13 protein-coding genes and 1 pseudogene are annotated in these 13,935 nt (G+C 31.6%); 3 read left to right on the top strand and 11 right to left on the bottom strand.

The features are described 5' to 3' along the window. Positions 1-62: 62 nt before the first annotated feature. From OCV48_RS02615 to OCV48_RS13950, 3 genes and pseudogenes are all read right to left on the bottom strand, one after another. Positions 63-746: a DUF4956 domain-containing protein gene (locus tag OCV48_RS02615; protein ID WP_147591081.1), complete on the bottom strand. Its 684-nt coding sequence runs from the start codon at positions 744-746 to the stop codon at positions 63-65. Then, positions 740-1,477 (bottom strand): polyphosphate polymerase domain-containing protein, encoded by a 738-nt coding sequence (locus OCV48_RS02610; RefSeq protein ID WP_021983039.1) that lies wholly within the window; start codon positions 1,475-1,477, stop codon positions 740-742. Before OCV48_RS02610 ends, OCV48_RS02615 begins: the two co-directional genes overlap by 7 nt. A 113-nt stretch (positions 1,478-1,590) precedes the next feature. Beyond that, positions 1,591-1,908, bottom strand: a pseudogene (locus OCV48_RS13950) (histidine kinase dimerization/phospho-acceptor domain-containing protein); the annotation flags it as partial. A 665-nt stretch (positions 1,909-2,573) separates the two neighbouring features. Between OCV48_RS13950 and OCV48_RS02595 the strand changes: the two are divergent. Next, complete coding sequence (locus OCV48_RS02595; RefSeq protein WP_021983036.1) at positions 2,574-2,954, top strand: response regulator; 381 nt, start codon at positions 2,574-2,576, stop codon at positions 2,952-2,954. Beyond that, the gene (locus OCV48_RS02590) at positions 2,955-3,836 is read left to right on the top strand and encodes a chemotaxis protein CheX (protein WP_147591080.1); all 882 of its coding nucleotides are present in this window, start codon (positions 2,955-2,957) and stop codon (positions 3,834-3,836) included. 148 nt (positions 3,837-3,984) lie between these two features. On the opposite strand, the gene thrC is transcribed toward OCV48_RS02590, so the two are convergent. Both thrC and OCV48_RS02580 read right to left on the bottom strand, forming a co-directional pair. After that, the gene (thrC, locus tag OCV48_RS02585) at positions 3,985-5,472 is read right to left on the bottom strand and encodes a threonine synthase (RefSeq protein ID WP_147591079.1); all 1,488 of its coding nucleotides are present in this window, start codon (positions 5,470-5,472) and stop codon (positions 3,985-3,987) included. Between the two features lie 75 nt (positions 5,473-5,547). Further along, complete coding sequence (locus OCV48_RS02580; protein ID WP_262558703.1) at positions 5,548-6,516, bottom strand: cell wall hydrolase; 969 nt, start codon at positions 6,514-6,516, stop codon at positions 5,548-5,550. A 497-nt stretch (positions 6,517-7,013) separates the two neighbouring features. On the opposite strand from OCV48_RS02580, the gene OCV48_RS02575 reads away from it, so the two are divergent. Next, positions 7,014-7,811, top strand: a complete 798-nt coding sequence (locus OCV48_RS02575) for a hypothetical protein (RefSeq protein ID WP_147591077.1) — start codon at positions 7,014-7,016, stop codon at positions 7,809-7,811. Between the two features lie 117 nt (positions 7,812-7,928). On the opposite strand, the gene leuD is transcribed toward OCV48_RS02575, so the two are convergent. From leuD to OCV48_RS02545, 6 genes are all read right to left on the bottom strand, one after another. After that, a complete protein-coding gene (gene leuD / locus OCV48_RS02570; protein WP_147591076.1) occupies positions 7,929-8,414 on the bottom strand; it encodes a 3-isopropylmalate dehydratase small subunit in 486 nt (161 codons plus the stop codon). A gap of 21 nt (positions 8,415-8,435) precedes the next feature. Further along, the gene (leuC, locus tag OCV48_RS02565) at positions 8,436-9,710 is read right to left on the bottom strand and encodes a 3-isopropylmalate dehydratase large subunit (protein ID WP_021983030.1); all 1,275 of its coding nucleotides are present in this window, start codon (positions 9,708-9,710) and stop codon (positions 8,436-8,438) included. A gap of 107 nt (positions 9,711-9,817) precedes the next feature. Further along, a complete protein-coding gene (locus OCV48_RS02560) occupies positions 9,818-10,663 on the bottom strand; it encodes a hypothetical protein (RefSeq protein ID WP_147591075.1) in 846 nt (281 codons plus the stop codon). A 26-nt stretch (positions 10,664-10,689) separates the two neighbouring features. Further along, complete coding sequence (locus OCV48_RS02555) at positions 10,690-11,214, bottom strand: RNA polymerase sigma factor (protein WP_262558701.1); 525 nt, start codon at positions 11,212-11,214, stop codon at positions 10,690-10,692. A gap of 28 nt (positions 11,215-11,242) precedes the next feature. After that, on the bottom strand, positions 11,243-13,345 hold the full coding sequence (locus tag OCV48_RS02550) for a beta-propeller domain-containing protein (RefSeq protein ID WP_262558699.1): 2,103 nt from the start codon (positions 13,343-13,345) through the stop codon (positions 11,243-11,245). A 326-nt stretch (positions 13,346-13,671) separates the two neighbouring features. Then, positions 13,672-13,896, bottom strand: coding sequence for a hypothetical protein (locus tag OCV48_RS02545; protein WP_021983026.1), 225 nt, complete (start codon positions 13,894-13,896; stop codon positions 13,672-13,674). Between the last annotated feature and the right edge of the window lie 39 nt (positions 13,897-13,935).

Raw genomic sequence — 13,935 nt, 5'->3', positions numbered from 1 at the left:
AATGTTATAATTGCACAATACATATCTGTACAATTATAACATTTTTACTTTAACTAGGCAATCTATAATAATTCTTTTGTTTCTGCGTTGCACAATGTAATATTAAGATTACCATTTCTGCATCTCAGATCATCTATAAATTTCTTTTGGTCAGCATCTTTTTTTAGGCTTATATTATATGTTAGTTCATACATTGAACCTAAATTAGTTGTTCTAACCTTTTCTAGTGTTACATCTGTTGTGTATTCATTAAATACTTCATCAAATGTTCCATTAAAATTAAGATTCTCTGGAATGGTAATTCTAAGCGTCTTAGGAAGATTCTTAACAATGCCATATCCTGTAAGCATTAAAAGCAGATATGCACCACCGATAACTCCTGTAAATATTACCGCAAAACTTATGTAGCCAAGTCCTGTTGCAAGACCAACTGCCATCGCAAAAAATACACTTGCAATATCTTTAGAATCACCCGGAACACTACGAAATCTTACAAGTGCAAATGCTCCTGCCATAGAAAATGCTCTTGCGACATTACTTCCAACAAGCATAATAACTATAGTAACAATCGCTGGTAATATGACTAATGTAATTGCAAAGTTCGTTGAAAATCTCCTCTTTCTGTCACTAAAAATATAAATAATACTTATAATTAATCCAAGCGCAAGTGCGACTCCTATACATATTAATGCCTCTTTTGTCCTTAATCCTTCTGTTGATGTTGTCTCTAAAATTGTCTCTAACATATTGCTCCTCTTTTCTGTAATGTGTTATCCATAAATTGTCTGTATTCCGTACCATATTTAGAAAATGATGTCCCTTTCATATCTAATTCGGTAAGAATATCTACAAGCCATACCGGAAAGCTGCTTGCTGTCTTAATCTCTATCAGAACTTGTCCGTCCTGCAACAACTTATCACCATAATCTCCATCTTCTAATCTCAAATCGTCTCTTCTAGTTCTTATGTTCCTGTCAGCTGTAATTCTTAGGTTTTCATCATCTTTACCAAACATTGCAACCCTGTCATATGCTAAAAAAAGTTTTGCAACCGGATTATAGAACTCCATAAAGAATTTTAACTCTTTTAGGACTTGTGCATTGAGATAATCTCCCTCAGATGGCATAATTCCATCGAATAAGAAATCATATGCCTGATTGAGTTTCAAAAGGGTTCTTCTTTTATTGACTATACCATTATATTTCTTTTTGATTTCTAAAAATACAATGTCGTTAAACTCTGGAACACCATAACTTCTAAGTCTTAACTTCTCTTTATATGCAGGCTTATCTATTGAAGTTCTGATTAAATCATTATTCTCTGTATCAAAATAAATATTATTAATTGAATAGAATTTTCCATCTTTACAAAACGCATCCATTTCCATATATGGAATTATTTTATCAAAAAATTTTCCATATACATCTTCGGTAATAAGATATTTTTTCTCAATCCTGTTAAATACTTCTATTGCCATTCTGCTTTCAACTCCTTTCTTTAAATAGTATATTTCACTGCAATATTCACTTCTGAAGTGACAGGCAGTTCAAACCAGAATGTACTTCCAATGTCCTCTTCGCTGTCAATAACCTGAATCTTCGACATATCAAGCAAATCATTCACAAAAAATGTAAGTCTCTTTGTCTCGTCAATAATTACCTGTACATTTTCAGGTGTGTTTTCCCCCGGCAAATCTCTCATTACCTCTGAATATGCTGTTATCATTGTAAGTGGTGTTCTTAAATCGTGTGAGACATTTGCAAGTAATTCTTTCTGAAGCACATCACTTTTAGATAATTCTTTTGCCGTATAATTAAGAGTATCTGAAAGCTCCGTAATCTCCCTATAATCTTTGCCGTCAAATTCCACTTCAAAATTACCTTTTGCAAGTTCTTTAGCAGAATCATTATTCCACTTATGTATATAAGCTGTACTCTTAATGTGTGTACGGTCGCACCAACTGGCGTAATTACTGAATTTAAGAATATTACATATGTTTCGCCTGACTGCGTTTCAACTACTCTGACTTTAATAATACTTTCACTCTCATTTTCATTTGGCATATTAGGTAACTTGTCATATTTATCAGTATTTTCTATATCTGCATGTCTTTCTTCGTTACTATTAGCATCCTGCTTCATTCCTCTGGCAGCATCATAATATCTAGAATAATTAAATCAAAATCCTGTTTCTTACATACTTCAATAGCTTCTATTCCATTTGATATCTCTGTAATTTATATCCTTCAAATTCGCCATATTTACGGATTATGGTTCTTATCTTCTCTTCATCATCTACGACCAGTAAACTATACATCTTTAACCTCCTTTTCTATAAAATTATAAGCAGATATCTGTAATACCTAAGCTATCTATCAAATATCCTATATTTCACAAGTGTCTATGTGATAATCAGATAATACTAAGTCAATGTGACAATTGCGTGAATATAATTTTATGCTTTTCTGAATAAATTTTAATATATTCACTATTATTATTGTATTTTTCCGTAAAATATTGTACAATATTAACATATTCCAATGGAAATTATAATTCAGAAAGGAGTTTTAGTCAATGAATATTAGCGAACTAAAGATTCTTGTATGTGATGATTCAATTTTAGCACGCAAGAAGCTAAAAGACTGTATAATTTCACTCGGTTGTACAGAAGTATTTGAGGCAGCAGATGGTGAGGAGGCTATAGCTCAATACGAAGTTAATAAACCTGATATTATATTTATGGATATTGTAATGCCTAAAAAAGATGGTATTGAAGCTTTAAAGGGTATTTTAGAAATAAATCCTTCAGCAAAGGTTATTATGGCATCTTCTGTTGGTACACAGTCATACTTAAAAGATGCTATCAAAGCTGGTGCCACAGACTTTCTTCAGAAACCACTTGATCCTGAACAGGTTAAAAAGCTTATATCTACATATTGTGAAGGAGGGAACTAAATGTTTACACAATTTTTCGGAAATTATCTATTAAATCAGAAGTTAGTAACTCCTGAGCAACTTGTTGATGCACTTCAAGAAAAGCAGAACACAAGAATGAAACTTGGTGTTTTAGCTATCAACGCAGGATATATGACTGCAAGTCAGGTAGAACGTGTTCATGAATTGCAAAGTAAGATGGATAAACGTATTGGTGATATCGCTGTTGAACTTGGTTATATGACAGAAGATCAGGTTATGGAGTTATTACATGCACAGCCACTTGGATACCTCTTACTTGGACAAGCATTAGTAGACAAAGGGTATATGACTAATGAGGTTTTTGAAAATGCTATAAAGTCATATAAAAAGAAATATTCTTTAACAGATGAGGATATATCTTCTAATGAAAATTCAAAAGTAGACAATTTAATACTTTCATTATGTGATTTCAGTAAGACAAGCAATCCTGCTTTATATCAGGAATTTGTTGCTTTATTAATGAATAATCTTATCAGATTTGTTGGTGATGATTTTACACCATTGCAGCCTGAATATAGTATTAATTCTACTTCATTCAAGGCAAGTTCTCAAGAAATAAATGGTGCATTTACAACAGATACAAAGATTTTTGCAGATGAGACAACATTTATTGAATTTGCAAGCAGATATTCAGGTGAGGAAATCAATGAATTAAATGAATATGTTGAAGCATCAGGTCAGGATTTCCTTAACTTACATAACGGATTATTCACTGTTAATGTTTCTAACAATCAGCAGATTGAATTAACATTAACTCCACCTACACCATTATCCGGATTAACACCTAATGATATAGAACATTCATTAATTCTTCCATTCCAGTATCCATTTGGAACAATAAGAATTTCAATCGGTTTATAATTTTATAGTACAAAACGAGTTGATAAATATTCCATCTGTCAGCTCGTTTTTTATACTTATTTATAAATAAGTATAAATAAGAGCGGGGCTTTTGACACCCTGCTCTTATTTATTGAATATATGGGATATATATAATATTTTAAATCTATTATATATTTAAAAATTTCTTAACTACGTCTGTCATTTCATCTACTTCACAAACTGTATTATGAAGAACTTTTGCATTTCTGATTTCTTCAATGGCATTTGGAACTTTAACATTTCCGATTTTGCTTAATTCATCAACTAATTCAAAATCACCCATTGAATCATACTTGCTGTTAATTGCATTCATAACACTTCTTGTAAACTTAAATGGGCTTGCTGTTGAAGCAATTACAAGTTTATTTGTGTCATTTGTATCTCTTAAATATTTTCTTGAAACAACTGCTGCTACAGCTGTATGTGTATCAATTATATATCCTGTCTTCTCATAGATATCTTTAATTATTTCTGCTGTCTCTTTCTCTGTTGCATAGTTACCATAGAAATCCTTAAGTTCAGCTCTCATATCATCTGTAATATCATATTTACCTGTTGTTGTAAGAGATGTCATTAACTCTTTATTCTTTGCAGCATCATTTCCAGCAATCTTGTAGATAAGTCTCTCAAGGTTACTTGATATAAGAATATCCATTGATGGAGATGTTGTTAATATGAACTCTCTATTCTTATCATATATTCCTGTTGTAAAGAAATCATATAATACTTTATTGTCATTTGATGCACAAATTAATTTATCAATTGGCAATCCCATATTCTTAGCATAATAAGCTGCAAGTATATTACCAAAATTACCTGTAGGAACTACAACATTAATCTTCTCACCATCTGTTATCTCACCATTAGCAAGTAATTTAGCATATGCATATACATAATATACTACCTGTGGAACAAGACGTCCGATATTAATTGAATTAGCAGATGAAAACTGGAAACCTGCCTTGTCCATCTCTGCTTCTAATTCCTTATTACCAAATATAGCTTTAACACCACTCTGTGCCTGATCGAAGTTTCCTTTGATGCCTACTACAAATGTATTATCACCTTTCTGTGTAACCATCTGTTTCTCCTGAATAGGACTAACTCCTCCCTTCGGATAGAATACAACAATCCTTGTACCAGGTACATCTGCAAAACCTGCTAATGCTGCTTTTCCTGTATCGCCTGAAGTAGCTGTAAGAATAACTATTTCATTCTTAACATTGTTCTTCTTAGCTGATGTAGTTAAAAGATGTGGTAATATTGATAAAGCCATATCCTTAAATGCAATTGTAGCACCATGGAATAACTCTAAATAATATGCGCCCTCTGCTTTAACCAAAGGAGCTATCTCTTCTGTATCAAACTTAGAATCATATGCCTTATCTATACAGCTCTTTAATTCTTCCTCAGTAAAGTCTGTTAAAAACTCTTTCATTACTGCGTATGCTGTTTCTTTATATGACATCTTTGATAATTCTTCTAATGAAACATTTAATTTAGGTAACTGTGTAGGAACAAATAATCCTCCGTCACTTGCAAGACCTTTTAATATCGCCTGCGAAGCTGTTATCGTTACATTATCACTTCTTGTACTTTTATACAATATTTCCATGGTATCCCTCTTTCTGTATAATCTTTTTCAAAGAATTATATCATATGTGCCATCAATAAACAAGTAATATTCCACTTAATATGTGTAGAAATAATGATCCCCATATACAAATAGCAATGTTAACGAAGTATTAAACCAGCTTCTTGATGATGTTTTCATTGTAAAAAACAATGCCCCCTGTGAATAATCTTCTCCATTAATCGCTCTGTCTACACAATTAATTGTTGTATCTGATGGAATAACATCATAGATTCTTTCATTTTTAACCGGCTCAAACTGATATGTTCTTCCGTTATTCTGAAATATAACTGATTTAACCGTAGATGGAAACTTCCCACTTTTAACCCTATTAAATATAACATTAGCCACCATTATTCTTCCTAGTTCATCCTGATCCCCTGCCTCGGCTTCAACTATTCTGATAAGCCAGTAGTAATCTGAATCTGAAAGCTTAATATCAATCGGTGTATTTATAACCTGTTCAGCAGTCTCTGGTTCTGTCTCTGTGACCACCACTGCCTGTTGCTCTGACTGTGTTTCTGTTACAGTTGTTTCTTCTACAGCTTCTGTCTCCTTCTCAGCTTCATTCAGATTCTCAGTTTCCAAAGCTTTTGTAGTCTCATTTTGACTCTCCTGTTCTTTTCCGAGCAGTTCTGTACTGACCGGTACAATTGATGCAGTCGGTAATTTTTCAAGCTTATTATCGCCTTTATTTACTATCTGCAAAATACAATTATAATCTAAAAGCTCTTTACTATTTTCATCATCACCAGTATTTCCGTAGCTAAATAATAAATTTTGTACCATTGCATTAGCATCTGTATCATCATCTTCAGTATCTGACTCGGATAACGTTGATACTTTACTTTCAGCATTTCCCATAGTCTTATTTTTTCCTGAACCACCAAAGTCCTTTGCAGTAAGACATATAACAGACACAAGCATTATGCCTGATACTATTACCATACATGTTCTGTATGTTTTCTTCTGTATGCTTTTGATAAATCCAACAAATTTCTGAAATAATGAGCAAATATTAAGCATTGTTACGCCTCTTTTCTCTTTTTTTTGCGACATGCGTCGCTAAAACATAGGTGTCATTATATTTTTGACTTACAAAACTGTCAATACAAATCTGGCACTTTTGGGACAATTACTGATTTTATTTTGGCATTTTTTGTAAACATTAGTTATTTATGCACAAATTTCTTGAATATACTATACTATTTTTATTAATATTTCATAGTTATATTTTGTCCCACCATATTAATATTTATTAACTATTTTTTACGAATTATTACAAAAATATTTTGCATTTAATATTATGTAAACTATCATTATAATTTATACACTATTTTATATTTTGCCTTTCATAGCATATATGATATAATATTATTAAATATCTTTATACGTAAATGTCTATAGAATCGAGATAGCTTGTTTCTGCACGAAAACAAATAGTTTTTATTACTGTTATGAAATAACCTAAGCGAATTTCTCAATGTCTCTTTATGACATATCGTTTAGAAAAGAGGATTAGTATGAACCTTAAAAAAGGCGTATATATTGCCACTAAGAAAGACGGGACAATTTATTACCGTTCATCCCTTACATATCAAAATAAACACATAAGTCTTGGCAGTTTTCCTACGGAGGATGAAGCACATTTATGTTATCTTGAAGCCTTAAATTTGCTTAATTCGACTTTATCTATTTCTGACTACATTAATATAGAAGAAACTCATACAATTTCTTTCGAAAAATGGGTTTGCCTGGTGAATTTTCGCGATAATAAGATATATTTTAAGACACCAATATATCTTATGAGTAAATACTTCATCTATTATTATGACTCAAATACAGAATATAAGTTTGATGTAGATGATTTATTCTATTATTCGACACACAAGATAATGAAACGTAATGGTCATCTGTTTGTCGCTGATTTCGGTATGCAGGTCAATATTTTATCCAGATATGGTATCAAGAATTATGCAGTTGCCGGCAAGGATTATATCTTTCTTAATGGCGACCCTACCGACTTCCGTTATAAAAATATTAAGATAATTAACAGATATAACGGTGTTACAATGACTGTAAAAGATGGTATGCCTTTATATATTGCAAAGGTACATATTAATGGTGATTACATTATTGGTAAATATAAGACCGAACACGAAGCGGCTATCGCATATAACAAGGTATGCCATCTTCTTAAAGATGCCGGAATAATTAATACATATCAGACCAATTACATTGAGGCACTCTCACCTATACAATATGCTTCCATTCATTCAACTATTAAAATATCAAAAAAAATAAGAGCATTGTTAAATTGATATTTACCGATACTGGTTAATTACAGATTAAATACTGTAAATATCCACTAAATATCATACAATGCTCTTATTTTTACACAATTCGTATATTCCTATGCAATATAATCAATGACTATATTATCTGTTGTTTATATAATTAATTAAGCCCTCTGCTTTTATAATCTTCTGCATAAATTCAGGGAATGCCTGTCCCTGATATTCTTCATTCTTAGTCTTATCGATTATCTTACCGCTATCGAAATCTATCTCAACTTCGTCGCCTTCATCGATACCTTTAGCTGCTTCAGGACATTCAATAATAGGAAGTCCGATATTAATTGCATTTCTATAGAATATTCTCGCAAATGTTTCAGCAATTACACAACTTACTCCTGATGCCTTGATTGCTATAGGTGCATGTTCTCTTGAAGAACCGCAACCGAAGTTCTTGTTAGCTACAATGATATCGCCTTTATTTACTTTTTTAGCGAAATCAACATCTATATCTTCCATACAGTGTTTTGCAAGTTCTGCTGGATCAGGAACATTCAGATATCTTGCAGGAATAATTACGTCTGTATCGACATTGTCACCAAATTTATGTACTTTACCAATTGCTTTCATATAAATACCTTGCCTTTCTCTCTATAATCCTAATTCTTCAGGTCCGGAAATCTTACCTGTTATGGCACTTGCTGCTGCTACTGCAGGACTTGCAAGATATACTTCTGATTCAGGATCTCCCATACGTCCAACAAAATTTCTGTTAGTTGTGGCAACTGCTCTTTCTCCCTTAGCAAGAATTCCCATATGACCACCAAGACATGGTCCACAAGTTGGTGTACTTACTGCTGCTCCTGCCTTAATAAATATGGTAAGTAATCCCTCTTCCAAAGCCTGAAGATATATAGCCTGTGTTGCTGGAATTACAATAGTTCTTACTCCTTTAGCGACTTTTCTGCCTTTCATAACTTCTGCAGCAACTCTTAAGTCCTCAATTCGTCCGTTTGTACAAGAACCGATTACAACCTGGTCAATTTTTACATCAGGTTCTGCCTTAATCTCATCAATTGTCTTTGTATTCTCTGGTAAATGAGGATATGCAACTGTTGACTTAAGTGTGCTTAAATCAATTGTATACTCTTCATCATATTCGGCATCAGCATCAGCCTCAAATACTCTATATTCCTTTTTAGAATGCTCTTTCATATATTCAATTGCAAGTTCATCTACAGGGAAGATACCATTCTTTCCGCCTGCTTCAATTGCCATATTAGTCATTGCGAATCTATCGTCCATTGATAAATATTTAATACCATCGCCAACAAATTCCATTGATTTATATAATGCGCCGTCTACACCAATTAAACCGATAATATGAAGAATTACATCTTTACCACTAACCCATTTAGATGGTTTACCAACTAAGTTAAACTTAATTGCAGATGGAACTTTAAACCATGCTTTACCTGTAGCCATACCTGCTGCCATATCTGTACTACCTACACCTGTAGAGAATGCACCTAATGCACCATATGTACAAGTATGTGAATCTGCACCGATAACAACATCACCTGCTACTACAAGACCTTTTTCAGGTAATAATGCATGCTCTATACCAACTTCTCCTGTCTCAAAGAAATTAGTTATATCATTAGCACAAGCAAATTCCTTAGCACATTTACATAATTCTGCTGACTTTATATCCTTATTAGGGGTAAAATGGTCTAGAACAATTGCAATCTTGTCTTTATCAAATACACCATCAACTTTCATTTTCTTCATTTCACCAATGGCAACCGGAGATGTAACATCATTTCCTAATACCAAATCGAGATTAGCCTCTATTAACTGACCTGCTGTAACGCTTTCAAGTCCTGCATGAGCTGCTAAAATCTTCTGTGTCATTGTCATTCCCATGATAACATTCCTCCTAAAAAATTTCTCTGAATAAAATCTTATCATTTTTTTCGACATAATGCAATTACTAATTATTCATTCATATTATTTATTTATGCATTTTATTGCTAATCCATAAGCTTTGGTTTAGTAAGGTCTGTAATATCATATTCTAAGTTAATTATATTATCATATACATTATTACTTTCTACATTCTTATTTTCTACATCTCCAGCATCTGTATAGCTTTTTCTGAAATTATCATATACCAGACAAATAGTGAGTTTATTATCGACAACTTTATATCCCATATATCTAACCATAAATCTATCTGATATGGCAATGTTTTTAAGATAATAAATCTCTGATATCACTTTATCATTGTCATACAGATAAAAGATACCATATTTTAAATCAGAGCTGCCACTTATATTATTGCTATATATATTCTCACAATACTCATTATTGCCTGCATTATCATCTTGGAATTGTTCACTATTGCTAACTAAATCCTTACTCATATAACTATCGTTAACTTCATCATAGCTTTCCGTAGCAGTTTCTGCAATTTCTGCATCTTCATATACACTGCCACTATATTCATTATTTTCTATACCAGAAGCCGTCGAACCTGTATATTGGCTATCCTGCCATTTACTACTTTCCTTATTAATTCCTGTTTTATCTGTATCAAGCAGCTTTCCTGAATTTGTACCAAGTGCAAATGTTATGCATAACATTGCCACTGCTATGGAAGCAGCTAAGCCGGATATCTTTAACATTCTCATTCTATGGCTTCTTATTTTATCTCTATATGAATTAACATCTATATTTAGATTTTGTTGTATATTTATATTTTGTCCGGCTTTTATCTTCTGCATCACATTTTCAGGTAATAATGACTCTGGAATTTCATCATCCGGTAATTTCTCTCTGATTCTTTTCACTATCTCGTCAGGATTCTCTTTATTCATTATAGAAACCTCCATTTCGCAATATGTTAAAACTGAACTTTCATCTTCCTTTGCATTTTAGCTAAGGCTCTGCTAAGCTTCGACCTTGCCGTTGCCGGCTTTATTTGAAGAATTTCGCCTATTTCATTACTGTTATAGCCGCAAAATACCGATAAGGATACTATCTCTCTTTCTTCTAGTGATAATATATCTAATGCTAGCTCTAAATCGTGTTTTAATTCTAAGTCACACTGACTTTCATACAATTCAATATTCTGATCTTCATCATCAAGTGAAATCGTTTTCTTCAAATACTGTTTTCGCCTTCTTTTACATTTGTTAGATAATATCTTAAATGTCCATGCACCGAATAAACTATTCTGTCTAAGACTTTTTATACCCGAATACATTTCTAAAACCGTTTCACTCACTACATCTTCTGCATCATAAGCATCTCCAAGCATATAATATGCATATTTATACATATCTTTATATACCGATGCATATAGCTTTGAAAAAGCATCATCTTCTCCTAGCTTTGCCAAAGCTACTAGTTCTTCATCAATTGTCAAATATTACACGTCCTTTCCTATCTTCGGACTAATTAAATATAAGATTATCTCCATATGATAAATCACTTAAATTAATTGCCTGAACTCCCTTATCCATAGTAATTATATATAAATAATTCCCTATATATAGTCCTCTATAATCACAATACATTTTCTCATAATCAAATTCTGTAAATTTTAAATTATTAAACTTATTATAATCATACTTTAGTAATTCTGTAAATGAATTATTATCATATCTGTATAAAACATAATATTGACTGTAACCTATAAATTTCTCATAGTTACTGCTTTTATCACTATTATATGATGTACTATTACTCTCTGTACTGGTACTTTCTTCAATTCTATTATTGTTATCTTTACTCATCTCTAAACCAATGAGATTCTTATTCTCATCAACTAAAATTTCTTTATAATTATTAAGTGCTTCGTATGCTTCTGTGTCTTCTTCTACATATTTTGCAATTTCTTTTGTATTATTAAGGTCTGATATATCAAACATTGATAACTTAACACCACTTGTAATGCCACTTTCATTTGCTTCCATACCTATTCCAAGTAATAAGTTATCATTCCACATATGAAGATATGATGAAAAGCCTGTTACTTTTAACTCACTTAATATTTTAGGATTATCAGGCTTCGAGAAATCTACTACAAATAATGGGTCTGTATTTCTAAATGTTACAAAATATCCTTTATCTTTCATAAATCTCGCTGAATAAATTCTCTCGTCTTCAGCAAGTCCCTCTATTCTTCCATATACATTTAATTTATCATCTAATACATATACGTTATTTCTATATTTATCCTGAAACTCTTCAATATCAGATGGTTCATATATCATATTATATTCATACTCAGTCGTAACAACTCTGAGATAACCATCATACTCATCTGCCGAAAACTGATTATTAACTGTACCATCTATATTTCCCTTTGCATAAGGCTCAACATTACCATCACCATATTTAAACTTTATTACATCTGTTAATTCCTTATAAGTACTAGTTCTGCTTTCATCATCATTCTTACTTACCCTGTTAAATAAATATATAAATTGTTCACTTACATATACATCATCAATACTTCCAATTATAGTGCAATTATCAGTAACATTCAAATCATTATTAATGTCTAATGCAATAACCGTACAGGTCGATGGCTCACCACTCTGTTCATTATCAGGGCAATATATATTATCTGTTGATACTTCTTTACCATTTATCTTAGTTATGACTTTACCTGCAAGTTCTTCATATGAGATATCTTCAATTTTCTCTTTATTCTCTTCATTATCCCCATATTCTTCCATATATCCATATAAAACATCATAGAAACTCTTCTGAGTCATTACATATAAATGATTACCAACCATTCTTGACTGTACATATTCATTGTCAACAGTTATTTTATTAATAAATACTGGCTTATCTCTTTCAGAAATATCATATAAAACAATTATCGTGTCTCTGCAGTTATCAAAATATGCACAATCATTAACTATAAAATTTTCATATCCGTTAATATATGGAGAGTTCATTCTTTCTGTATTCATTAAGCATACTAATTTATCACCATATACATATATTTTTCCATTATATGTATACGTATTTTCTTCTAAGTTATCTAATATATCGATTATACCGACTTCATTCAATTTATCATTATCAGCCTCTATTATTCTTATATTTTTCTTATTATCTGAATATATATAGATATATTTACCATCTGTTATAGTTATATCTCCCTCTGTAACACCATTTGTCTGTTCATTATTCTTATAATAATCCGTATCAGTCCCGGTAGCAATACCTGTACTATCTGATTTAGAATCAGTTTTCTCTACATAAGCTTCTTCAAGACTATTAATTTCTTTTTCAAATGCCAATGCATTATTTTTAACATATTCCTTTACATACCTGCCCAACTCTTCTTTACCATCTATAGACTGGATAATCTTATCATCTACAGGATTAACTCCCTGTTCCCTGCCCTGTATATTCTTATCTTCTTCATTACCATTTCCAGGAGTATTATTAAATAATGTCTTTGATACAACAATAACCGAAAGCGTCATCATAACTACTGCCATTATAATACTAATTATCTTTTTACTTTTTTTCATAACTATCATTCCTTTCGCCTGACATATAAATTTTATCTTATATCTATATGTGTAATATTAAGACGAAATTGTTGCATAAATTTTTAAAAAAATTTAAATTATAAAGTTATTGATTTATATAGCAAATATTTTAAAGTTGTCTAGAATAAAGAATGTCGCTTGTGACATTCTCCGCCTGCAGCGGGTTGCTATAGCAACATTTTCTGCTCCGCCGCAGTACGATCCTCACGGAGCTTTTTTTACTTACCAGGACAATTTCAACGAAATTTCCTGGTAAGTAAAATAAAAACCGGATACTTTCGTATCCGGTTTGAAAATTCTTTGTTCTATCGCTTTATGTAATTAGCAAACATTCTTTTATAATCTTCGATTTTATAATTTAATTTTTCAAAATCTTTATCTCCGATTTTTCCTTTATCTTTAAAATCGTTTACTAACTGTATATATTCAAGGTATCCTTTATATGCTGAATCTTTATAGTTATTTGATAAATTCAACTTTATCTCGTCCTCTTTATCTTCTAACACTTTTTTAGTCTTTCCGAACAACATAATACCCCTCCTTTGCCATCTAATCAGGCATTGATACAA

The sequence above is a fragment of the Bovifimicola ammoniilytica genome (assembly GCF_025567085.1).
GTDB classification, from domain to species: domain Bacteria; phylum Bacillota; class Clostridia; order Lachnospirales; family Lachnospiraceae; genus Bovifimicola; species Bovifimicola ammoniilytica.
The sequence above is the reverse complement of the archived record's forward strand: the minus strand, read 5'-3'. Positions and strand labels throughout refer to the sequence as shown.

Excerpts from the sequence above, each read along its gene's own strand:
- OCV48_RS02615 (WP_147591081.1), bottom strand. The coding sequence starts at position 746 with ATGTTAGAGACAATTTTAGAGACAACATCAACAGAAGGATTAAGGACA.
- OCV48_RS02610 (WP_021983039.1), bottom strand. The coding sequence starts at position 1,477 with ATGGCAATAGAAGTATTTAACAGGATTGAGAAAAAATATCTTATTACC.
- OCV48_RS02595 (WP_021983036.1), top strand. The coding sequence starts at position 2,574 with ATGAATATTAGCGAACTAAAGATTCTTGTATGTGATGATTCAATTTTA.
- OCV48_RS02590 (WP_147591080.1), top strand. The coding sequence starts at position 2,955 with ATGTTTACACAATTTTTCGGAAATTATCTATTAAATCAGAAGTTAGTA.
- thrC (WP_147591079.1), bottom strand. The coding sequence starts at position 5,472 with ATGGAAATATTGTATAAAAGTACAAGAAGTGATAATGTAACGATAACA.
- OCV48_RS02580 (WP_262558703.1), bottom strand. The coding sequence starts at position 6,516 with ATGCTTAATATTTGCTCATTATTTCAGAAATTTGTTGGATTTATCAAA.
- OCV48_RS02575 (WP_147591077.1), top strand. The coding sequence starts at position 7,014 with ATGAACCTTAAAAAAGGCGTATATATTGCCACTAAGAAAGACGGGACA.
- leuD (WP_147591076.1), bottom strand. The coding sequence starts at position 8,414 with ATGAAAGCAATTGGTAAAGTACATAAATTTGGTGACAATGTCGATACA.
- leuC (WP_021983030.1), bottom strand. The coding sequence starts at position 9,710 with ATGGGAATGACAATGACACAGAAGATTTTAGCAGCTCATGCAGGACTT.
- OCV48_RS02560 (WP_147591075.1), bottom strand. The coding sequence starts at position 10,663 with ATGAATAAAGAGAATCCTGACGAGATAGTGAAAAGAATCAGAGAGAAA.
- OCV48_RS02550 (WP_262558699.1), bottom strand. The coding sequence starts at position 13,345 with ATGAAAAAAAGTAAAAAGATAATTAGTATTATAATGGCAGTAGTTATG.
- OCV48_RS02545 (WP_021983026.1), bottom strand. The coding sequence starts at position 13,896 with ATGTTGTTCGGAAAGACTAAAAAAGTGTTAGAAGATAAAGAGGACGAG.